Source organism: Desulfosarcina ovata subsp. ovata (assembly GCF_009689005.1).
Lineage (GTDB): Bacteria > Desulfobacterota > Desulfobacteria > Desulfobacterales > Desulfosarcinaceae > Desulfosarcina > Desulfosarcina ovata.
In genome coordinates, this window is record NZ_AP021879.1 from 4,818,665 (window position 1) to 4,840,754 (window position 22,090).

Below are 22,090 nucleotides of genomic sequence, written 5' to 3' on the forward strand. Positions count from 1 at the left end.
CGAACCGAATTTTATGGAGAATATAGGCCATGCAACCGCTGCTGCTGGATAAAGAAACTATTAGCATCGAGGATCTGGTGACTGTCGCCCGGATGGATCGATTGGTCGACGTTTCCACTTCCGGAGAAGCCCGGGTGGCAAAAACCAGTGCCCTGATCGAACGCTGGGTCAAAGAGAAACGGGTAATCTACGGCATCACCACCGGATTCGGAGCCCTGTGCAATGTGACCATTTCCGAAAAGGATACCCGCCGGTTGCAGGAGAACATCCTCATGAGCCATGCCGCCGGTGTGGGCGAACCGCTGCCAGAGCCGGTGGTACGCGCCATCATGGCCCTGCGTGTGCACGACCTGAGCCTGGGCTACTCCGGTTGCCGCATGGAGACCATCCGCTACCTGCTGGCATTTCTCAATCAAGGGGTGACGCCGGTGGTACCGGAAAAGGGGTCGGTGGGCGCCAGTGGCGATCTTGCACCCACCGCGCATCTGGGACTGGTGCTGATCGGAAAGGGTGAGGCTTTTTTTCGCGGCGAACGCATCCCCGGTGACGAGGCGCTTTCCCGTATCGGACTGAACCCGCTTCGGCTGTCCGCCGGCGAGGGGCTGGCGCTGATCAACGGCACCCAGGTAATGACGGCCATCGGCGCCCTGGTGGTCAATGACGCGGTGCGGCTTTCCAAAATGGCCGACATCGCCTGTGCCATGACCCTGGAAGTACTCATGGGTTCAAACAGCGAGTTCGACCCGCGGATTCACCAGGTCCGTCCCCATCCGGGGCAGTTGGCCACGGCCGACAACATGCTGCGCCTGACCGCAGAGAGCCAGATCATCGATTCTCATCAGGGCTGTGCCCGGGTGCAGGACGCCTATACCCTGCGTTGTGCGCCCCAGATTCACGGTGCCAGCAAGGATGCCGTGGCCCATGCCCGCCGGGTGATCGACATCGAGATCAATGCCACCACCACCAATCCACTGATCTTTCCGGATACCGAGGAGTTCCGCCTGGGGGGCAATTTTCACGGGCAGCCCGTGGCCATGGCGGCGGACTACCTCTCCATGGGTCTGGCGGAACTGGGCAGTGTTTCGGAACGGCGCATCGAGCGGCTGGTCAACCCGCAACTCAGCGAACTGCCCGCCTTTCTGATAAAGGAAGGGGGAATCAACTCCGGCTATATGCTCGGCCAGTATGCCGCCGCGGCCTTGGTTTCGGAAAACAAGGTACTGGCCCATCCGGCCTGTGTGGATTCCATCCCCACCTCTGCCAACAAGGAAGACCACGTCAGCATGGGCACCATTGCCATCCGCCAGAGCCGAGAAATTCTCACCAATGTGGAGAGTGTGATCGCCATCGAACTGCTCTGCGCGGCACAAGCCTATGACCTGCTCACCGAAACACGCAAACTGATCGCTGGCCGGGGAACCCGCGAGGCCTATCGGGTGATTCGCCGCCACGTCCCCTACATGGACCGGGATCGTGAACTGTACAAAGACATTCAGACCATGCGGAATGTCCTGCGCAGCGGTGAAATTCTCGATGCCGTGGAGGCGGCGGTGGGACGCATCAAGGTAGAGAAGTAGCAACCCAGCAACAGGATGAAAATGGTGGCCCGTCCGCCGATTACCGGCCCGGCCACGCTTTGCCGCTCGTTAGGCGATCAGCGGAAATCGCCTTAAATCGACGATGTATTCTCCTTAACCTTGTCATCTCTTTTCAGATCCCGTTTTTTATTGACCACCTGTGCATAGCAGAGGTCCGGCTCTACGCTGACCACCTCCAGGCGTGCCACCACCTTGGGCAATCCCTGCAGTTTGCGTCCCTTGTACTCGATGGGTGCGCTCTCTTCGATGACATCCAGGACGGTGCCCTGCACCATGCCCTGGTTGCTGCCCAGGTTGATCAGGGCCTGGTCGCCGGATGCCCGAACGACGAACCCCTTAAGCGGGTATTGGTTGACAATGGCGCTGAGGATGTCGCGATTCAACCGCAGCAGTGCTTTGCTCCATCCCGATTCCGGGCCCAGCTGCCGGGTTAGGGTTTTGGCGATGGCCGATGTTTCCGTGTCCACCAGGCGCAGATTGATCAGGGTGTCGCCGGGAATGATGAACAGGCTGCCGGTGCCCATGATGCGGGCCGCCATGACCCGCCCCAGGCGCAGGGCCGTGTCGGGGTCGGCCAGGTCCGAAGATCCCAGATTGAGTTCCGCCAGCAACTGGTTCAGCACCACGCGGTCCACGACCTTGACCCGGCCGGAGGCGTTCAGGTGATCGGCCAGTTGGGCGGTGAGGATGGTCGCCATGCCGTCCCGGTCGGCCAGGCCGCCTTTCTCTTCAAAGTCGACAAAAGAGAAGACCAGCGGCCGGGATGTCCACCCATCGATCTCTTTGACCGGCTTCAGTTTCTGGCTGCGGTAGCGCGCGGCCAGGTCTTTGACCAGCCGGTCGATCTCTTTGCGTTTTTCGGCATCTTTCTGCAAGGCAACCATCTCCTGGGCTTTGCGGGCCAGAAGATTGGTAATGGCGTCGGCAGCATCGGTACTGGTGGCAGATGCTTTCTGGTAGGCGGCCAGGGCCTGATCCCACCGCCCTTCCCGCTGATAGGACATCCCCTTGTTGGCCGTGGCTTCAACGAGATAGGGATCCACCGCCACGGCCCGGTCATACAATTCGCGGGCCTGTTCGTTTTTACCCATACTGGCCAGAAACCGGCCGTAACGGTTCAGGGCCACGGCCTGCTGGTGGGGAGGAACTTCCGTTTTGCCGGTCGCCGTTTTCAATTCCGTCTCGGCCGCATCTTTTTTGTTCTGGCGGTAGAGCACGTCGGCTTTGACCAAATGGGCCAGGCTGCGCTGCGGTGCCTTGCGGGTCACCTGGTCGGCCAGTGCCAGCGCCTTGTCGTCCTCGCCCTTTTGCGCGTACACGGCGCTCAGCCCCTCCTTGCCGATCACCTCGCCGTCACCCGAAGCGGTGGCCACCTCCTGGAACAGGGCTTCGGCCTTGTCCAGGTTGCCCGAATCGATCTCCGCATACCCCTTGACCGCCTTGGCAGCCATGTTTTTCGGATTCTTGGCGATGACCGTATCGCTGATTGCCTTGGCCACGTCATGCTGTTTGCGATTCAGGGTCCGTTCCGCCAGACGCACCAGAAGGACCTCGGTGCTTTTCCCGCCCCCCTGAAACACATCCAGCACCTGACGATTCGGTCCCATGACACAGACAAAGGGCAAAATGGTGCGGGCACCGTACTGGGTGCTGACTTCACCGGGATCGAGCAGAACCGGAAACGCCGGCGTGGTCTGTTTGATGTAGCGGGTAACGGCATCGGCCGGGCTCATGGTAATGGCCCAGACCACCAGATTGTTATCAAAAAAGCGCTTTTTCAGGTTGTTCAGATAGGCCAGCCCCTCCTGGCTGGGCCGGGATGCCGCATCAAAAAAGTAGAGCACCGCCATCTGGTGATCCTTCAATGCGGAGAGCACGAAAGGCGTTCCCTGGGCATCGTTCAAGGTAAATTCGGGGCCTGGCTGGCCAGGGCTCAGCGGCGCAGCGGTCGCTGGCATTGCAGAGCAAAAGAAGGCCACGGCCAACCCGATGGCCCGCCACAATGGGATTGTCCTGTGCATGATTTTCCTCCTGTATCAGGGGTGCCGGTCTTCGGAAATTAATGCGCGGTAACTTGTTTACCGCCGGTTGCCGTCGACCGGGATGCCTCGGTTTCGCTTCCGATTTCCTTTAGCAGAAAAGCAAACATGGTTTCCACGGGGGTCAGAAAACCCACTGACGTGGTACCCCGGTATCGCCCTTTGACCATGGCCACCAGGCGCCCCTGGCCGTCAAACACCGGACTGCCGCTGCTGCCCGGGTAGATCTGCATGTCCACCTGCCACAGGGGGTGGGGCCCCATTCGCCGGGGCGGACCGTTGATGGTCCCCGGGGCGAGGGTAATGCCCAGGTTGTTGGGGCAGCCGATGGAGAAGATCGGCTCCCCCCGGTCAAGCAGATTCCGGCTGTCGGCAAGGGAAACGAATGGCAGATCGCTGGCTTTGCATGCGATCAGGGCCAGGTCCCGGCCAAGGTCCAGTCCGGCGATGGTACCCGGCATGCGGGTCCCATCGGAGAAGATGACCGAGACCGCCTGGTGATCGGTAAGGTTATGGGCGGTGCAAAGCACCAGCCCGTCCGGATCGATCACGAAGCCGGAGAACTGAATTTCGTGCGTTTTTGTATTGGCCAGGATGCAGACCACGGTTTCGGTCTTTTCCCGCACCACCTTGGGGATGCACGGTTGCTGAACCTGCTGGGACGGCGCCGGAGCTGCATCCAGAAGGTAGCCGTCAATCGATTCACGCAACTGGCGGCAGGCGTCCGCCGCTGGCCGTGGGCCATGGTATATCGCCGCTACGCTGGCAGCCAGGGCCGATTGCGGCCGGACACGGATGTCCCACCCCTCCCTGGATGTTCGTGCAGACAGGTGAAATTCTCCGGATCCGACCGACGCCTGCCTGACCATAAATCCCTGACCGCCCAGCCAATCGGCAATAACCTGCTCGATCTCATTGGCTGGTGCCGGAAAACGGTTGCCCATATCCGGACAGGGGGTACCCTCCATGGCCGCTGCGGGTGGTATGACAACCAGCATCGCCGCCAGGCAGGCAATGGCAATGCGACGGATCACGTTCTGCTGATTGGCCGGGAATCGGACACCGGTTCGCCTTCCCTCTTTTTACATGGTTTACATGGTGGTAGCCGGCCCCGTCAACGGCGGATCAGCCTGGTTCAATGCGTTCGTATACTTAGTGGTCTATCGGGAATGATGGCGAAAATCAAATGAAAAAGAGATGTTTCCATTGGGCTCGGCGGCCTGGAAACCGGCCTGTCGCCAATCGCGGATTCTTCTTCGACAATGCAGTTTGTGCTTCTCAAGTATTCCGAAAGTTGGTATTTGCGTGTTTCAGATCGGCTGACGGCACACCCGTGGGGATCACGCGGCGCCGGATGCAGGCGGCGACCCCTCGGATGGGTCGGAACCGGGCCCCGGCCACCAACGCTCTGAATTGACTTTCCACCCGCCTTTGGATATCTAAAAAGAGAAACAGGTTACGGCCATTCCCGATGCATACTCGCCGGCAATTGTTTCGTTGAACGGTACCTGGGATGGCAGCCTCGCTTCTCCCGCCACTCCGGCCGTGACCATATTGCCTGAAGAACCCAGCGATTATGAAACCGGCAGCCGCCTTTGCGGGCGCTACCAGGAAAGGGAGTTATGTATCGTATCAGCCCGGCTCGGCCTGTTGTGATCTTTCTACTGTTGCTGGCAACAGTGGCTGTTTTTGTTTTCGGCATGCAGCCTCCCGGCCATTGCGTCCAAAGCGAAGGCGACGGCATGGCAGACGTGGTTTTCGTGTTCGATAATTCCGGCAGCATGCGCAAAAACGATCCCCAATTCCAGACCCCCAAAACGGTGCTGGCATTTCTGGAGCAACTGCCCGAAACCGTCCGCGTGGGCATGGTGCTTTTCGACCAACGGGCCCGCCTGCTGCAGCCGCTTGGCGACCTCACGGACCCGGTTGCCCGCCAGGGGCTTGCCGAAAGCCTGGAAAAAGTCGACTACCGCGGAAAATTCACCGACAGTGCCGCCGGCATTGAACGGGCGGCCTATGAATTGAAAACAAAGGGTCGGGCGCATACCCGGAAAAGCATTATTTTCCTGACCGATGGAATTGTGGATACGGGAAACCGACAGAAAGACAGCGAACGCACCCGCTGGCTGAAAACCGACCTGGCTGCCGATTGCCGTGCCTCCGGGATCCGGATCCTGGGCATTGCGTTCACCGAAAATGCCGACTTCCCGCTGATTCAGACGATGGCCACACGCACGGAGGGGACCTATTTCCGGGCCGCGCAGGCCGAAGATATCGCCGGGGTGCTGGACCGCCTCCAGGCGTTTCTGTTACCCCCGTCCCCCGCCCCCCTGCCGGTGGCCATGGCTGAACCGGTGCCGGCGCCCACGCCAGCCGCGGAGACACCGGAGAAAGCCGACGATGCCGGGGTCTCTCCCCCTGTGGTGCCGGATGTGGCGACCATGCCGAATGCGTCGCGCAGTTTCTGGAAGTTCTACCTGCCTCTTTTGCTGATCATTTTTGTGCTCATGGGGATGGTGGCCGTTCTGGTGTTCAAGCTTTTCAGCCTGCCGGCCTGGTTGGGGGGGCGCAAAGGCGAAACCCCGTCCATGATGGGAGTCCGCACCCCGCCGCCACAGTGGGAACTCCAGGATCTTGGCCCGGACAGCATTGCCGTCTACCGGTTTGACAAGGCCCGGGTCACCGTGGGACGGGATGGCAAAAATGACCTGCTGCTGGCCACCGCCACGGTGTCCAACCTGCATGCCACCATCGAGTATCGTGACGGCGCCTTTTACCTTGAGGATCAGCGCAGCACCAACGGCACCCGTCTCAACGACCATCAGGTGCCTGCCAACACGCCCCTGCGTCTGAAAAGCGGCGATCGGATCAATTTTGCCAATCTGACGTTCCAATTTATCCGGCTGGACCAGATTATCAGTGGTGACACCGTCCTGTTGGACATTACCGCCCTGGGGGCACAGGCCGAGGAACCGTCGGATCTTCACACCGGCATGGTGGAATCGGAAAAGCCTTTCCTGGATTGCCTGGTCCGGCATCTGGAACGGATCCGCTTGCTGGGAGAAAAGTACCATCGTTTCGTGGAGACCTGTTTTTCTGGGGCCATGTGTACGGCCATCGCCATTCAGGCCCGGGAAAACATGCAGCAGTTGCATATCGATCCGGAGCACACCTGTTCCTCATTGATCAAAGGCAACGTCTTTTATGTGATCTGCACACTGCCGGTGCCGGCGGACGATGCATCCCGCTGGTTCGGTGATCAGCATGGCGGATTCACCCAGTTTATTTTCAAGTGGATCAAATCTGATGGTTACGACGTGACCGCCTGCGACCTGTTTTGTGTGGTTACTTTCGGCGGCGACGGGCATCCATGGGTCAGCATGACCGTGGTACCGACCCATGACGAGCCGGACCCTGTGGAAATTATGTCGGTCAACTTCCTCTCCGATGAAGAGAAGGTGGAACTGGGAATGGAATTTGACGACCACGGCCGGGTGCTGTGAGCAAATGCCGGAAGCGAATCGGGGTTGCCCGACCTGACGGTTTCCGGGAGTCCCCACCCCCGTTATGTCATCCCTGCTGGAATACGCCATTTTTATTAATAATATCATTTAGATAAAAAATTAATCGCCGTTTGCGAAAGGCGTGCCTGGCCAGATTAACCTGTTGACCCCCTTCGAACGGGTTGTTATGGATGAATAGCATGTTTTTCGTGTCTATTGGTTGGATTCTACTAAGCTCAGGACGGTGTCGCGGACATGGAAGATACGGATCAATCACCTTTTACGCTGGGAAACGGGAACCTGAAAACGGATACCACCGGAAACAGTTTCCCGGATCGCTATGCGATAAAAGAGGCGGGGACCGACCGGGTCCTGACCTGTCTCGAGGCGCCCAACCTGCAGGTGATCGTCAAAGCCGGGCTGACGGTTGCGACTTCTGCCGCGCGCAAGGCCCCCCCGGGAACCATCTATCTGGATGGCGTTGCCCAGGTCGAACCGTTCCTTGACCATGATCGCAAGGTCTACAACCTGGACCACCACGAGGGCTGCGTGCGCGCATTCACCTTAGCCACCTGTGAGCAGGCCCTGATCATGTGTGTGAAAGGGCTGGACCTGCGTGACCGGGAATGGAAAATTTTCGCCAACGAACCAGACCTGGACACGATTCTGGCCATCTGGATCATTCTCAACCACCAACGCGTCAACAACCGTGAGGCCATCAACCGGCGGGCACTTTTTGCGCTGGTCCGCCTGGAAGGCGTTATCGATTCCCTTGGCCTGGAACTGCGTGAGCTCAGCGGCCTGCCGGCGGATTTGCTGCAGAAGCTGATGCGCGTCATCGATCGTTTGCGTACCGACGAACTGGAGCGGAAGAAGGCCGGGGAATGGACCAAAACCGATTATTCCGAATACACCATCAGTGTGCTGCGCAAGCTGGACCAGTTTCTCATCAAGGTCGGTGAACTGGACGATTTCAAAGGGATTGAAGAACTGGCCCGTATCGAATTGACCAACAACCGTATCGCCGTGGTGGTGGCATCCGATCTGGGAATATACGAACTGGAGCCCCACCTCACCAAACTGTACGGCAACCGGCTGGGCTGGGTGGCCCTGCGCAAGGAAAAGAACAATTACACCCTGCGGCAGATGGACCTGTTCATGCCCGTCAACCTGGAAGACGTCTATCAGCGCCTCAACTATACTGATCCGGCGGTCAAGGGGCGCATGGGGGTCAACCGCTGGGGCGGTTCCGGTGATATCGGGGGCTCTCCCAGGGACCTGGGGACCAAACTCTCTCCCGCGGAGATTGTCTCGGCCTGCCGCGATGTCATCGAAAAACGCAGCGACATCCGTCACGTGAAGCGCTTTCTGCTCAGCGCGCTGTTCTGCCTGTCGATTCTGTTTGCCGCTGTCGCCACCGCCCAGAACTGGCCGCCGACCTTGTGGCTGAGCCGGTTGAGTACGGGGATGCGCAGCCAGGAATTCGGATATTATTCGGCCCTGCTGATAGTTACGCTGGTTACGCTGGCCATCGTGGCGTTTCGACGCCCCTGGCAGTTTGGTATCATGCTGCCGGCCGGCAAAGACTGGTGGCGGATTTTGCCGATTGCCGTCATATGCGGGTTGACCGGCGGGATGCTGACTCCCGACAAAACCATGTTCGCCACGGATCCTTATCTCGCCTGGGCCTTGGCCCTGGTTCTGCTGCCGCTTTCCCTGGAACTGCTCTTCCGGGGGCTGGTGCATGGGATGATGGCGCAACTGGCCAGTATTCAGGATTCCGAAAGCCGCTGGTTTTTCTCAGGGCCGACCATTGGATCGACCCTTTTGTATGCCATCGCCATCGGTATCCAGACCCTCATGCTCGCCGATGGTCCGATCATGACCACTCTGACCAGCAGTCTGCTGATCAAAGCGGTCCTCGTGGCCGGAATGTTCGGTGTCGCTGCCGGCATGATCCGGGAACGTTCCCACAGCATTCTTCCCGCCTGGCTGTTTCATGCTCTTGCCGCACTGACCGCACTTCTGGTTTACAGGCTCATGTGATCCCACATCCTGGAATAACGCTGAAAATCAGAAAGAGGCCCTTGATTTGAGCGACGAAAAAACGCAAACCAGTGGCATCGCCATCAACGAAGTCCAGTTGATCCTGGCCGAAAAGCGCACCTCCCTCGCCGTCATGCGCACCGGCATCGCCGTGCTGGCGTTGCCGCTGTCGGTCACGGGTCTGCTGATCGCCACTTCCAAATATTACGACGTCCTGCATGTGCTGCATTTTCTCATCCCGCTGTTGCTGCTCAACACGGCACTGGTGGTTCTGGGCGGGTATCTGGTTTCCCGTTCGATCATCAGAATGCGGCGTTACGATCGGTTAATCGGAGAAATCAAGGAGAAGCACAGCATCCTTCGCCAATTTATCGATTGACCGGCGTTTCCGGCGGGATATATTTTTTCTCACCTGTGCCACCCGTTCCACCGTAAGCGTCACCACCCCCCAATTCTCATCCACGGTGCCGGTCAGCAGGTAGGGCCGATGGCGGTCCAGCATATGGCAGAAGCGCCGGTAGGTCTCGGGAAAGAAAGTGGTTTCCACGATAGCGGTCTCATCTTCGAAAGTGAGAAATTGCATGGAGTTGCCCTGGCGGGTGCGGACGATCTTGCCGGTCACCAGCCAGGCGGCCAGGCATACCCGCCGCCCCACCCGATGGACCAGCTGGTCGGCCTTGACCGTGCACCGGGAAGCGATGGATTCACGGAACAGGGTAATGGGGTGCTGACTGCAGAGAAATCCCAGCACGGCAAACTCCCGGCGCAGGCGGACGATCGGGTCCGCGGCCGGGAAACCGGGTGGCGGAACGGCCGACGAGGCGATCCGTTGATGGGCGAACAGCTCCTCCCGTTGGTGCGATCGCCGCCGCTCGGTCTGCCAGGCGGCCAGGGCCCAGCGCAGGCGGGTGCGTGAGGCCTCGGGGTCCAGGCCGTCCAGGGCGCCGCAATGGACCAGGGCCCGCGCCTCGTCTTCGTCGGGTTGCACGCGGGCGAGAAAACCGGCCATGTCGGGAAACCCGGAGGCCGGCCGACCGGCAACGATCCGCTCCATGGTGGACCGGCTGAGCCCGCCCACGGCCATCAGGCCCACCCGCAGGCGCCGGTTTTGGCCGGTCCAATGGATCCGGCTGCGGTTGACGTCTGGCGGATCGATGGCCAGCCCCATGCGCCGGGCCTCGGAGACATAGGCGAAGGTGCTGTAAAACCCGCCCTGATTGCTGATCACCCCGGCCATGAACGCTGCCGGGAAGTGGGTCTTGAGATAGGCCGCCTGGAAGGAGACCCGGGCGTAGGATGCGCTGTGGGGCTTGCAGAAGGAGTAGCCCGAAAAGCTCATCATCATCTGCCACACCGCCTCGGCCCGGGCCACTGAAACGCCCCGGGCAGCGGCGCCTTTCATGAAGCGTTCCCGGAAGTCGGCCAACTGGCGCTCACGGTCTTTCCTGGCGATGATCTTGCGCAGGCCGTCGGCCTCGGCATCGGAAAACCCGGCCAGGGCCACGGCCGCCCGGGAGACATCTTCCTGATAGACCATGATGCCGAAGGTGTCGTCCAGCACATCGGCCAGAAGTGGGTGGATCGGGTCCCAGGATGCACCATGCAGACGTTCCAGGTAGGCCTGGATATACTCGTTGGCCGCCGGCCGGATAATGGAGGAATGGATCACCAGGTGATCGAAGTCGCCGTTGCCGGCTTTCTGGTGAAGCAGGCGCATGGCCGGACTTTCGATGTAGAAACAGCCCATGGTCTGTCCCCGGGCGATGGTCCGGCGGGTGGCCGGATCGTCCTCGGGCGCCCAGTGCTGCTCGTCAAAGGCGATGCCGTTGGTGCGCATGACCGACAGAGTATCCCGGATCACCCCCAGGCTGCGGTTGCCCAGAAGATCGATCTTCACCAGGCCGGCGTCCTCGGCCGCGTCCTTGTCCCACTGAATGATCGGTACTCCCTTGGGCGCGGTTTCGATGGGCACGTAGCCGTCAATGGGCGCCGGGGTGATCACCACTCCGCCGGGATGCACGGAGAGGTGGCGCGGAATGCCGATGATCCGCTGGGCCAGGGCCATGATCTGCGGCCAGGGCCGGGCAAAATCCAGGTGGCGGGTCTCGGGACGCTGACGCAGGTTTTCCAGCAGGCTCGCATCCAGTTCGTCCCGGTGCCAGAACCAGGGCAGCCTCCGGCTGATCCGGCCGATCTCGGCCGCAGGCATGCCGAATACCTTGGCCGTTTCCCGAAGGGCCATGCGCGGCTGAAAAAGAATGTGGCTGGCCACCATGGCGCTTCGACCGGCAAACCGATCCAGCACGCCGGCGATAACCGCGTCGCGTTCATCCCAGGCAAAGTCCACGTCGATGTCCGGCGGATCGCTCCGCCCGGGATTGAGAAATCGGCCGAAGTAAAGGTTGTGTTTGACCGGGCAGACATTGGTGATGCCCAGGCAGTAGGCGACCAGCGAGGCGGCGGCCGACCCCCGCCCGCAGGTGCGCGGGCTCTGGGAAACGATTTCCTCGACCACCAGGAAATAGGCCGAGAATCCCATGCGGGCGATCGTGGCCAGTTCGTGCTCCAGGCGCTGGGCCACGGCTTTGCCCAGCTCCTGTCCGTACCGCCGGCGGGCGCCGGCAAAAGCGGCCCGGCGCAGGCAATCGTCAGCGCTGCGACCGTTTTCGTCCTTCCAGGGAGGCATGACCAGCCCGAAGTCAGGGCCGCTGAAGGTGATCGTCCCGGCCAGCCGGAGGGCATTCTCAATGGCTTCCGGACAAACGGCAAAACGGTGGCGGTAGACATCCGGCGCGGCCAGCCAGGCGTCGGCCGGAGCAATCGCCGACGGTTCCAGGCGCGAGAGGGTCGTGTTGCCGGCAATGGCCCGCAGCAGGCGGTGCACCGCCAGATCTTGCGGGTCAAGAAAGAAGCTGCCCGGGGTGGCCACCAGGGGCAGGCCCAGACGGCGGCCCGCCTGCACCAGGGGATGGAACGGCGATGGCGGGCGCCGGGGCAGGGCGGCGGCCACCCGTACCCCGGACCGGTGCCAGTCCGCCAACAGGTCGGCATGGCCGGTGAGCACCAGCAGTCCCCCGGCCGAAGCGGGCAATGCCGTGGCCAGATCAAATGCCGGGTCGCGGTGACGTCGGGTGATCAGGCGGCACAGGTTGGCGTAGCCGTCACCATTTCTGACCAGGCAGACGGCCCGCCGGGTGCTGCACGGATCGGTGACTTCCGCCCCCACGATGGGGGTAAGCCCCTCTTCCCGGCAGGCATGCAGAAACGGCCACAGGCCGCAGAGGTTGTCCGTGTCGGTCAGGGCCAGCCGCTCGTAGCCCAGTCGCCGGGCCGCCCGGCAGATGGCCGTCGGTGAGTCGGTGCCCCACATCAGGGAGTAATGGGAGCGAAGCGTAAGGGGAATGAAAGGCTGGTTCATCGCAGATGGCTTCAATCTACGCCACCAACGTCCGTCCCACGGTCACGGCCTGGGACCCGAAACGCCGGCGAATGCGGTCCATGGCGGCCACCAGCCGGTCCTGTTTTTCCATGTGGCGGCGCTCTGATTCGAACAGGGGGCGCTGGGCCGGCGGAAAGACCAGACGATCACAGATGACGGTCATGCGCCGCATCCGCACCCGGCGGGTCCAGGCCAGATCGAGCACCTGCCGGGCGTGGTTGAAGAGGGAAAAGTCGTTGGCCGTGGCCGGCCGAATGGCGGTCTGCCGGGCACGACGGACACCGTCGGTGTATTCCAGGATCAGGCCAACGCGCCGGGCGGCCAGGATTTGTCGCCGCAGATCCCGGCCGGCCTGTTCCACCAGCCGGTAAAGGCTGTGCTCCGCTTGCACACGGTGGTGGATATCGTTACCTAACTCGATGCTGTGGACGATTTTCGGCAGCGGCTGGCCGATCTGACGAACGGGAGACGGGTCAATGCCCCGAATCCGGTCATGGATGACCGCTCCCCGCTGGTCAACGATGGTTTGCAACTGGTCGATGGTAAGCCGGCACGCCTCGGACACCCGGGTGATATTGAAATCGTTCAGGCGCGCCAGGTCGCCGGATTCGATGCCGGGGATCAGAAAAAGGGGCAGCGGGGCCAGAAACGCGGCTTCGTCGCCGGGCTCCACAATATACTCACCGTCGGGTTTGACCAGACGGGAGGCGGTTTTGGCGACGAGCTTGTTGGCGGCCAGGGACCAGATCGGCACCAGCTCCATGTCCGCCTGGATATGGCGACCCAGCCGCCAGGCCACATCCACCGGCGGACCCAACAGCCGGCTGCTGCCGCTGATATCCACAAACAGATGACCGTCATCATCGCCCGGCTCGATGAGCGGCGAATAGGGCAAAGCGGTTTTCAGCATCCGGGCCATGGCCTGGCGATAGCGTTCCGGCCGGGGGGAAAGTACCTGGGCGCCCCGGCACCGGCGCAGGGCCCACCCCAATGGCATGTGTTTGCGTACCCCGGCCTGATACGCCTCTTCACTCATGTCGTAAACAACGGCCCGGGCGGCGCCTTCCGGGGCGATGATCACCGGCCGGCCGGCGAGCCGGCGGTCGAGCACCCGTTCCACGGCCACGGCGAAATCAGCCACATTGATGTGAATGATGGATCGGTCCATTCATTGCTCACCAACCCGCCATCTGCGCCATCAACATTTGCGCGTTTCTCGGGGCCTGCCCACGAACGTGATTGTTGAAAAAGATGATGCCGGTGGTGGCTTTTTGGGCCATTTCGGGAATGTGCTGCCGACTCCAGCCGGCCAGTTCGGCCTCACTGTAGTCGTAATCGAACTGCTTCTGCATCTTGCCCGACCGCCATCCGCCGGCATTGCGGCCGTGGAAGCGGACGTAGAAAAGATCGGGGCTGGTGACCCGGCAAAGGGGCGGAAAGAGGTCCGGCAGGTCCGGAACATCCACGCAGACCAGGGCCACCCGGCGCTCCTTGAGGCCGGTGAAGACCCGCTCCGTGGCCCAGGAGACGTGGCGGAATTCCACAGCCAGAGGCAGACCGGCAAGGGCGTCCAGGAGCTTGGCCAGGTAACGGCGATTTTGCGGATTGCGTCGAAAGAAGGGGGGCAGTTGGACGAGAACGGCCAGCAGTTGGCCCGACTGCATCAGGGGGGCGATTCCTTCCCGGTATCGGGCGGCCTGGGCCGGCCATCCGTCAGGGTCCACTTCGTGGGTCAGGGTGCGGGTGAGTTTGGCGGCAAAATAAAACCCCTCCGGCACCTTGCGGCGCATGCGGTCCATGGCCGGCGCCTTGGGCATCTGATACCAGGTGTAGTTGATCTCGGTCACCGAAAAAAAACGCGTGTAGTGTTCCAGCATGCGTGCCGAACCGGTACCGGGAGGGTAAAAACCGGCATCCACCCATTCGCTGTAGGCATATCCGCTGGTGCCGATCAGGATGGGGGGAATATTGGTGTTTGAGGTTTTCGTAGCCATCGCTTAACCCGTCTCCATCACTCTCTGGATTCCGACGACCCGTCCCTGCACCAGGACTTCGTCGAACCCGTAACGCATCACCGCGTAATCGGGATTTTCCGGCCGCAGCTCCACATGATCCGTATGGGAAAAGAAGCGTTTTACCGTGGCCTCTTCCCCGTGGATCAGGGCCACGACGATCTCTCCGTTTTGGGCATATTGGCGCGGCGTGCAGATGGCCAAATCACCATCCAGGATACCCGCCCCCCGCATGGAATTCCCTTGCACCCGCAGGGCAAACAGGTGTTGGCCGCGATACAGGGCGCTGTCCAGCACCAGGCTGCCCTCCCATTCCTGCTGGGCATACAACGGCAAACCGGCGGTGACGCGGCCCACGATGGGTATCTCCCGCCAGCGTTGGACCGCCGCCTTGTTACCGATGGGGCCGATCAGGTGAATCGTCCGGCTGTAGCGTCCCTGACGCTTGAGGACGCCTTTTTGTTCCAAGATTTTAAGGTGTTGGGAAACGGCGCCATGGCTGACCCCCAGATCTCCGGCCGCTTGGCGCAGGCTGGGGCTGCGGCCGGTACGTTCGATGGTTTTTTTCATATAATCAAACAGGCGCTGCTGGCCGGGGGTCAGTTCAGGTGCCATGATGCCTCCACATCCGTCAATGACAGGTCAACGCCCATTATAGATGAACAAATGTATATGTCAATGTATAAACAGATCTATTCTTTTAACTTTACATGCAGGGCAACCCTATTTAAAAGAACAGATAAAATCCTTGTGCCCACCGCTCCTCTTCGAATACAGATGACTCTGTCAAAAAATTATGAATTCCGTAGAAGGAACCAAGTAATGTCAAGCCACTGCCAACTTTTGTGTCACGGCCGTCTATCGATAAAACGGCTCGTTCTTTTATCCATTTTATTATTTTCAGGAACGATATCGGCAGGCACCGGCGATCGGATGGTAAAAGTCGGGGTATATGAAAACGCACCCAAAATTTTCACCGCCGCCGATGGTCAACCGGCGGGGATCTTCATCGATATCATCGCGTCCATTGCGAAGGACGAAGGCTGGCATCTGCAATATGTCCACGGTACCTGGAGCGAGGGCCTGGAGCGTCTGGGAAAAGGGGAAATCGATCTTATGCCCGACGTGGCCTACTCGTCGGAAAGAGAAAAACTGTTTCGGTTTCACAAAAGGCCCGTCCTCTCCTCCTGGTTTCAGGTTTATGCCCGCAGGGGCAGCGGAATCAAATCGATATTGGATCTTAGGGGCAAACGCGTTGCCGTGCTGGATCGTTCGGTTCAACAGGATACATTTACACAGCTTGCCGCCAGCTTCGAACTGGAGACGCGCCTCGTCTCTCTGCCGGACTACCAGACCATCTTCGAGCGGGTTGCAGACAATCAGGTCGATGCGGCGATCACCAACCGCTTTTTCGGACTGATGCATGCGAAAAAGTTCGACCTTGAGGATACAGCGGTGATTTTTCACCCCAGCAACTTGTTTTTCGCGGCACCGCACAAAGCCCCCGGTCAATTGCTGGATACGATTGACGCCCAGCTGTTGAATCTGAAAAAAGATCCGCAATCAGTCTACTATCGCTCGCTGAAACGATGGGTTTCCGAGGAAGTCCGGTTTCAATGGCCCATATGGCTCCAGGCATTGGGCATGGTTGTCTGTGTGGTGCTGCTGACGAGCCTGCTGGGAAGCGTTGTCCTCAAGCATCAGGTCAATACGCGCACCCGGGAGCTGAACCAAATGAACCGGGTACTGCGGACCCTCAGCGAGTGCAATCAGGCATTGGTGCGCTCCACTGACGAAGCCGGATTGCTTGAGGCCATCTGTCGCATCATTGTCGAAATCGGCGGCTACCGGTTTGCATGGATCGGTTTCACCGGTCCGGAGACCGATGACAATCTCCGTCCCGTGTCCCAGGTTCGCGCCGGGGGTGGCACCCCCGTTACCGCAAAGGCGGACAATGGCCCGGCCGCCCCCCCCATCCATCCCTTAATCCAAAAAACCCTCCGAAGCGGCCAACCCTGTTCCGCCCGGCATATTTTGACGGATAAGACATTCGAATCCTGGCGGGCCGATGCGCTCAAGGAAGGCTATGCCTCGGTACTGGCACTCCCCTTGCTGGCCGATGGAGAAAAACTGGGTGTCATGTGCATCTATTCGGCGGATTCCGACGCGTTCGGTGCGGAGGCGGTCGTCCAGCTTACGGAGCTTGCCAATGACCTCTCTTTTGGCATCCACAGCCACCGAATGCGAGTTGCCTACGCCCAGGCCGAAGCGCAGCGACGGGAGGCCCAGCAGCGATTCGAGGCGACACTGCGTGCCAGTGAACTGAAATACCGCGAACTGGTGATGCTGGCCAACAGCATCATCCTGCGCTGGTCGCGCGATGGGCGGATCACTTTCCTGAATCAATTCGGCCGGCGCTTTTTTGGATATACGGAAACGGAAATCCTCGGCCGGCACATCGTCGGAACGATCGTTCCGGAAAGTGAACGCAGCGGACGGGATCTGCGGCAACTGATGGAGGAGATCAGCACGGATCCCCATGCCTTTGAACGGAATATCAATGAGAACATGCGTCGCAATGGCGAGCGCGTCTGGATCGACTGGACAAACAAAGTCGTTCTCGATGAACAGGGACAGGTCAAGGAGATCCTCAGTATCGGTTCCGATATCACTGCCCGCAAGGCGGCGGAGGAACAGATTCACCGTTTGAATATTGAGTTGCGGGAACATGCGCAGGTCCTGGAAAAACGCGTGGCCGAGCGCACGGCGGAACTGGTGGTCGCCAAGGAGCGCGCCGAGTCTGCCGATCGGCTCAAATCCGCCTTTCTGGCCACCATGTCCCATGAATTGCGCACGCCGCTGAATTCGATTATCGGCTTTACCGGTATCCTGCTCCAGGAGTTCGCCGGCCCGTTGAATGAGGAGCAGAAAAAACAATTGAGCATGGTGCAAATCAGTTCCCGCCATCTTCTGGCGCTGATTAACGATGTGCTGGATATTTCCAAAATCGAAGCCGGCCAACTGGAGCTTTCTTACTCACCCTTTGAATTGCGGCCGTCCATTGAGAAAATCGTCAGGATCGTTGCGCCACTGGCCGAAAAAAAGGGACTTGATATCAAGATAGACATATCCGAGAATGTCGATTTGGTGACCGCGGACCAGCGGCGACTGGAACAGGTGATCCTCAATTTGCTCAACAATGCTCTGAAATTCACCGAAAAGGGGCATGTCCACATTTATTGCCGGACCGACAACAAGCAGTACCGGTTATCCATTTCGGATACCGGGATCGGGATGCAACCCGAAGCGCTGTCAGGCCTTTTCCAACCATTTCACCAGGTCGATACCGGACTGTCACGCAAACACGAGGGAACGGGGCTGGGGCTTTCCATTTGCAAAAAACTGATGGATCTGATGGGGGGGACCATCGATGTGAAAAGCCAGTGGGGCAAGGGCAGCACGTTCACCATGCGCTTTCCGCAACAGGGGCCGGCGGGAGAATTGTCATGAGCGATACCATATTGATCATCGAAGACAACCCGCAAAATATGTACATGATGCGATTTCTTTTGGAAAAAAATGGCTTCATCGTCATTGGTGCGGAAAACGGCCGCCAAGGCATTGACGTGGCGCTGCAGTACCGTCCACATGCCATCTTGCTGGACATTCAGCTGCCCGAAATGGACGGCCATGCCGTGGCTGCGGCACTCAAGGCACATGCGGAACTGGATGCGCCGATCATTGCGGTGACGTCATATGCCATGGTGGGAGATCGGGAACGGATCCTGGCTGCCGGGGCCACCGGTTACATAGAAAAACCGATCGACCCGGAAACCTTCGTTGCCGAGATCGTTCAATACATGTCGATGGCGCGCGGCGCTCAGGAGAAGCAAAAGTGAATATTCTCATTGTTGATGACCATGAAGTCAACCGGTATCTGCTGGAAAGCATGCTCAACGGCAGCGGGCATGATGTGCGGTCGGCCACAAATGGTGCGAAGGCTTTTGAAATCATCACGGATGGTGGGATCGAACTGATCATCAGCGATATTCTCATGCCGGTGATGGATGGGTTTCAGTTGTGCCGCAAGGTAAAGGCCGACGCGCGTTTTCGCCGGATCCCGTTCATTATCTATACGGCCACCTATACCGGTCCCCAGGATGAGGCGTTTGCCATGACGATCGGTGCGGACCGCTTCATTCAAAAGCCCTGCGAGCCGGATATCTTCATGGGAATCGTTGAGACATTGATCGCAGCCGGCCCCCATCATCAACCCCTCACGCAGCCGGAACAGGCAAGCGAAGAGGAAATCCTCAAGCTTTACAGCGAGCGACTGGTCAGGAAACTTGAGAAAAAAATGGTCGAGTTGGAGGAAGAGCTCGAAAAACGAAAAGAGGTCGAAGAGACCCTGCGCCGGATTACGGCATCCGTTCAGGATGCGATTGTCATGATGGATGACCAGGGCAAAGTATCCTTCTGGAATCAATCCGCAGAACGTGTTTTTGGCTATTCCCAACAGGAAATCATCGGATCTGATTTGCATCTCGCCCTTACGCCGTCCCGATTTCACAAGGCCTATCATCATCGATTCCCCGGCTTCAGGGAAACCGGGGAAGGTCCGGCAGTGGACAAAATCACCGAATTGGCAGGCAAAAAAAAGGATGGCACGGAGTTTCCGGCAGAGCTGTCGCTATCTGGAGTCAAAATCCATGGGAAATGGCATGCCATTGGCTTGGTAAGAGATATCAGCACTAAAAAGAACATCGAAATTCAACAGAAAAATCTGGAGAAACAACTGCAGCAAGCCCAAAAAATGGAGGCCATCGGGACCCTTGCCGGGGGCATTGCCCATGACTTCAACAATATATTGACCGCTATCATTGGCTATACCGAACTGACCTTGGACAAGGTCGAAAAAGATTCGGTGATTGAAGATTATCTGCACGAAGTGTTCTCGGCCGGGAAACGGGCCAAAGACCTTGTCAATCAGATCCTGGCGGTGGCCCGGGAAGCCAACGAAGAGGTTAAGCCGATACCGCTTCACCCGATCGTAAAAGAAGTCCTCAAGTTGATCCGTTCATCGATTCCGGCCACAATTGAGGTCAAACCGGCCGTTGAGAGTGATTCCCTGATCATGGGAAATGCAACCCGGATTCATCAGATATTGATGAATCTATGCACCAACGCGGCCCATGCCATGCAGGAGAAAGGGGGTATTCTGGAGGTCGGCTTAAGGGATGTGACCATCGCAAACAAAGCTTCCGCTTCAGCGCTTGCGTTGAAACCAGGGGATTATATTGAACTGACGGTTTCGGATACCGGCACGGGTATCCCGCCTGATATCATCGGATTTATTTTTGAGCCCTATTTTACCACAAAGGCCTCCGGAGAAGGCACCGGACTGGGACTTTCCGTGGTTCATGGAATCGTTGAAAGTTATGGTGGCAAAATAGGCGCCGACAGTGAATTGGGAAAAGGGTCGGCGTTCACCATTTATTTGCCGATCACCAAAAAGATCCACAAAGCCGGCCAACCGCGTGAGATAGCGGAACTGCCTTCGGGCACCGAACGAATTCTGTTTCTGGACGATGAAGCGTCAATTGCCAACCTTGGCTGCCAAATACTTTCAGGCATCGGCTATTCCGTGACCCAAAGGACAAGCAGTGTGGAGGCGTTGGCGCTTTTCCGGTCCAAGCCCAACGCGTTTGATCTGGTGATCACCGATATGACCATGCCGAACATGACCGGTGACAAACTGGCGGTTGAATTGATGAAAGTCCGATCTGACATTCCCATTATCCTGTGCACGGGTTACAGCAACCGAATTTCTGATCAAACGGCAAACGCATTAGGCATAAAGGCGTTGGTCCATAAGCCGATCGTCAAAGCCGACCTGTCGAAAATCGTCAGAAACGTATTGGATCGACACAATCGTTTCACACGACCGGGGGAAATCTTGAAAATGGAAGGGAGGGACACATGAAAACCATGGCGGGGGTTGCCTTTTTTCTGTTCGGTCTGCTGGCGGCAACGGCCTGGGCCGACCTGACCGGGCGCTGGACCTGTAACGACGGGGGGACCTATTACCTGCGCGAGCAGGCGGGGCAGCTCTACTGGTACGCCGAAGCCAAGGGCACCCCGCCGGCATGGGCCACCGTTTTCAGCGGACACATGGTTGACGGCGGCATCGAGGGACGCTGGATCAACGTTCCCAAGGGACGCGCGACCGGATCGGGGGAGCTGAAGCTGGTGATTGAAAAGGATGGCCAGCGGTTGCGGGCAGTGGAGCGGAGCGGCGGTTTCAAGGGGTCCCGGTGGACCCGGCTGGACAGCGCCGCCCATGCCAGCAGCCCTTTGACCCGGCTCAAACCGTCTGCCGGCGAAGACTGTATTCAATTCGATCCCGCCCGTACCGGCGTTCAGCAGGCGAGCGGCCGCTGGAAAATCACCGACGGGGCGCACTGGCTCTTTGATTTCGGTAATAATGCGGCCGCCGCCCGAAAGGCGCTCGACGTGATCCGGCACTACCGCATGGATCGTGCCTGCTTTGTCGGGCGCCCCCATACCGCCTTCACCTATATGCTGGCCAAAGGCGGCGTGCCGACAGGGGCCATGGCCGATGAAGATTGTGTGGCCTTCGATACCGGCACGCTGACCGTCAGCAAAATTCAGGGCCGCTGGAAGATCGTCTCCGGCCGGCGCTGGCTGTTCGATTTCGGGAACAACGAGAGCGAGGCGCGCGCGGCCCTGGCCATCATCCGGCGCTATCGCTTCAACCAGGCCTGTTACGTGGGACGCCCTAAGGCCGACTTTTCCTATCTGCGCCGCTAAAGGCGCATTGTGGCTCAGACGCTGCAGAAATTTAAAAAAAGAATTCGTGAACAGCGACGTGCCGATCCTTCAGAATCCGTCAATGGCCCGGTGGATCGCATCGGCTTCGAATCCGCGGCCGGCCAGATAGCGGTAGGCCTTCTGGCGCCGTTTCCAGGCATCGCTCTCCCGGTCGAGACGGGAGCGTCTTTTTTCCAGCAACCGCCGGGCTGTCCGCACCTGATCGTCCTCACCGCACCATTGGCCCGTCAACCGGTCGACGAGTCCTTCGTCCAGCCCTTTTTGCAGAAGGGTCTGTCGGATACGCAGGGGGCCATACCCCCGCCGGGCCAACTGGCCGGCCATGGCGCCGGCAACCCGATCATCGTTTAGATAGCCCAGATCACGGCAGCGCTTCAGGGCATGGTCGATGGCGCTGCGGGCGAATCCCTTTGCGCGCAGCTTGACGGATAGTTCCTGGCAGGTGTGATCCCGCCGGGCCAGGATGCGAAACGCACTTTCCATGGCGGCGGGTTCTGGAGTCCTGTTTTTCTGTGAACGATCGGCTGGCATGGCGTTGTTCCGTTGAAGCGGTTCCTGCGCCCCACACGCCCTTCCCGAAAAGAAGCACTTGACTGTTGGC

Annotated in this window: 15 protein-coding genes; 8 read left to right on the plus strand and 7 right to left on the minus strand. The window is 59.3% G+C overall.

Annotated features, from left to right (window positions below; translation table 11 throughout):
* The first annotated feature begins 29 nt into the window (after nt 1-29).
* Nucleotides 30-1,577 (plus strand): histidine ammonia-lyase, encoded by a 1,548-nt coding sequence (gene hutH / locus GN112_RS21250; protein ID WP_155312052.1) that lies wholly within the window; start codon nt 30-32, stop codon nt 1,575-1,577.
* A gap of 92 nt (nt 1,578-1,669) precedes the next feature.
* On the opposite strand, the gene GN112_RS21255 is transcribed toward hutH, so the two are convergent.
* Nucleotides 1,670-3,619, minus strand: a complete 1,950-nt coding sequence (locus tag GN112_RS21255) for a tetratricopeptide repeat protein (protein WP_155312053.1) — start codon at nt 3,617-3,619, stop codon at nt 1,670-1,672.
* A 38-nt stretch (nt 3,620-3,657) separates the two neighbouring features.
* Nucleotides 3,658-4,671 (minus strand): S1C family serine protease, encoded by a 1,014-nt coding sequence (locus GN112_RS21260; protein ID WP_155312054.1) that lies wholly within the window; start codon nt 4,669-4,671, stop codon nt 3,658-3,660.
* A 588-nt stretch (nt 4,672-5,259) separates the two neighbouring features.
* Here GN112_RS21260 and GN112_RS21265 point away from each other — a divergent pair.
* From GN112_RS21265 to GN112_RS21275, 3 genes are all read left to right on the plus strand, one after another.
* Nucleotides 5,260-7,140, plus strand: coding sequence for an FHA domain-containing protein (locus tag GN112_RS21265; RefSeq protein ID WP_155312055.1), 1,881 nt, complete (start codon nt 5,260-5,262; stop codon nt 7,138-7,140).
* A gap of 255 nt (nt 7,141-7,395) precedes the next feature.
* Nucleotides 7,396-9,186 carry a CPBP family glutamic-type intramembrane protease gene (locus tag GN112_RS21270; RefSeq protein ID WP_155312056.1) on the plus strand — a complete coding sequence of 597 codons (1,791 nt, stop codon included), beginning with the start codon at nt 7,396-7,398 and terminating at the stop codon, nt 9,184-9,186.
* 46 nt (nt 9,187-9,232) lie between these two features.
* The gene (locus GN112_RS21275; protein WP_155312057.1) at nt 9,233-9,565 is read left to right on the plus strand and encodes a hypothetical protein; all 333 of its coding nucleotides are present in this window, start codon (nt 9,233-9,235) and stop codon (nt 9,563-9,565) included.
* On the opposite strand, the gene GN112_RS21280 is transcribed toward GN112_RS21275, so the two are convergent.
* From GN112_RS21280 to lexA, 4 genes are read right to left on the minus strand one after another with little or no spacing between them, the layout of a single operon-like run.
* Entirely contained in the window at nt 9,512-12,619 is a 3,108-nt protein-coding gene (locus tag GN112_RS21280) for a DNA polymerase III subunit alpha (protein ID WP_231717085.1), read from the minus strand. The genes GN112_RS21275 and GN112_RS21280 overlap by 54 nt on opposite strands.
* 1 nt (nt 12,620) lies before the next feature.
* Nucleotides 12,621-13,793, minus strand: a complete 1,173-nt coding sequence (locus GN112_RS21285) for a DNA polymerase Y family protein (RefSeq protein WP_155312058.1) — start codon at nt 13,791-13,793, stop codon at nt 12,621-12,623.
* 7 nt (nt 13,794-13,800) lie between these two features.
* Nucleotides 13,801-14,619 carry a DUF72 domain-containing protein gene (locus GN112_RS21290; protein WP_155312059.1) on the minus strand — a complete coding sequence of 273 codons (819 nt, stop codon included), beginning with the start codon at nt 14,617-14,619 and terminating at the stop codon, nt 13,801-13,803.
* Between the two features lie 3 nt (nt 14,620-14,622).
* Entirely contained in the window at nt 14,623-15,252 is a 630-nt protein-coding gene (lexA, locus tag GN112_RS21295) for a transcriptional repressor LexA (RefSeq protein ID WP_155312060.1), read from the minus strand.
* A 318-nt stretch (nt 15,253-15,570) separates the two neighbouring features.
* Here lexA and GN112_RS33665 point away from each other — a divergent pair, with 318 nt between their 5' ends.
* The 4 genes from GN112_RS33665 to GN112_RS21320 are packed head-to-tail and all read left to right on the plus strand — an operon-like array spanning nt 15,571 to nt 21,468.
* A complete protein-coding gene (locus tag GN112_RS33665) occupies nt 15,571-18,147 on the plus strand; it encodes an ATP-binding protein (protein WP_231717086.1) in 2,577 nt (858 codons plus the stop codon).
* Nucleotides 18,144-18,536: a response regulator gene (locus GN112_RS21310; RefSeq protein ID WP_155312061.1), complete on the plus strand. Its 393-nt coding sequence runs from the start codon at nt 18,144-18,146 to the stop codon at nt 18,534-18,536. Before GN112_RS33665 ends, GN112_RS21310 begins: the two co-directional genes overlap by 4 nt.
* Nucleotides 18,533-20,620, plus strand: a complete 2,088-nt coding sequence (locus GN112_RS21315; protein ID WP_155312062.1) for an ATP-binding response regulator — start codon at nt 18,533-18,535, stop codon at nt 20,618-20,620. Before GN112_RS21310 ends, GN112_RS21315 begins: the two co-directional genes overlap by 4 nt.
* Entirely contained in the window at nt 20,617-21,468 is an 852-nt protein-coding gene (locus GN112_RS21320) for a hypothetical protein (protein ID WP_155312063.1), read from the plus strand. Before GN112_RS21315 ends, GN112_RS21320 begins: the two co-directional genes overlap by 4 nt.
* Before the next feature lie 69 nt (nt 21,469-21,537).
* On the opposite strand, the gene GN112_RS21325 is transcribed toward GN112_RS21320, so the two are convergent.
* Nucleotides 21,538-22,020 carry a regulatory protein RecX gene (locus tag GN112_RS21325; RefSeq protein WP_155312064.1) on the minus strand — a complete coding sequence of 161 codons (483 nt, stop codon included), beginning with the start codon at nt 22,018-22,020 and terminating at the stop codon, nt 21,538-21,540.
* Nucleotides 22,021-22,090: the final 70 nt, after the last annotated feature.

Excerpts from the sequence above, each read along its gene's own strand:
- GN112_RS21265 (WP_155312055.1), top strand. The coding sequence starts at position 5,260 with ATGTATCGTATCAGCCCGGCTCGGCCTGTTGTGATCTTTCTACTGTTG.
- GN112_RS21285 (WP_155312058.1), bottom strand. The coding sequence starts at position 13,793 with ATGGACCGATCCATCATTCACATCAATGTGGCTGATTTCGCCGTGGCC.
- GN112_RS21310 (WP_155312061.1), top strand. The coding sequence starts at position 18,144 with ATGAGCGATACCATATTGATCATCGAAGACAACCCGCAAAATATGTAC.
- GN112_RS21325 (WP_155312064.1), bottom strand. The coding sequence starts at position 22,020 with ATGCCAGCCGATCGTTCACAGAAAAACAGGACTCCAGAACCCGCCGCC.
- GN112_RS21255 (WP_155312053.1), bottom strand. The coding sequence starts at position 3,619 with ATGCACAGGACAATCCCATTGTGGCGGGCCATCGGGTTGGCCGTGGCC.
- lexA (WP_155312060.1), bottom strand. The coding sequence starts at position 15,252 with ATGGCACCTGAACTGACCCCCGGCCAGCAGCGCCTGTTTGATTATATG.
- GN112_RS21270 (WP_155312056.1), top strand. The coding sequence starts at position 7,396 with ATGGAAGATACGGATCAATCACCTTTTACGCTGGGAAACGGGAACCTG.
- GN112_RS21320 (WP_155312063.1), top strand. The coding sequence starts at position 20,617 with ATGAAAACCATGGCGGGGGTTGCCTTTTTTCTGTTCGGTCTGCTGGCG.
- hutH (WP_155312052.1), top strand. The coding sequence starts at position 30 with ATGCAACCGCTGCTGCTGGATAAAGAAACTATTAGCATCGAGGATCTG.
- GN112_RS21290 (WP_155312059.1), bottom strand. The coding sequence starts at position 14,619 with ATGGCTACGAAAACCTCAAACACCAATATTCCCCCCATCCTGATCGGC.
- GN112_RS33665 (WP_231717086.1), top strand. The coding sequence starts at position 15,571 with ATGGTAAAAGTCGGGGTATATGAAAACGCACCCAAAATTTTCACCGCC.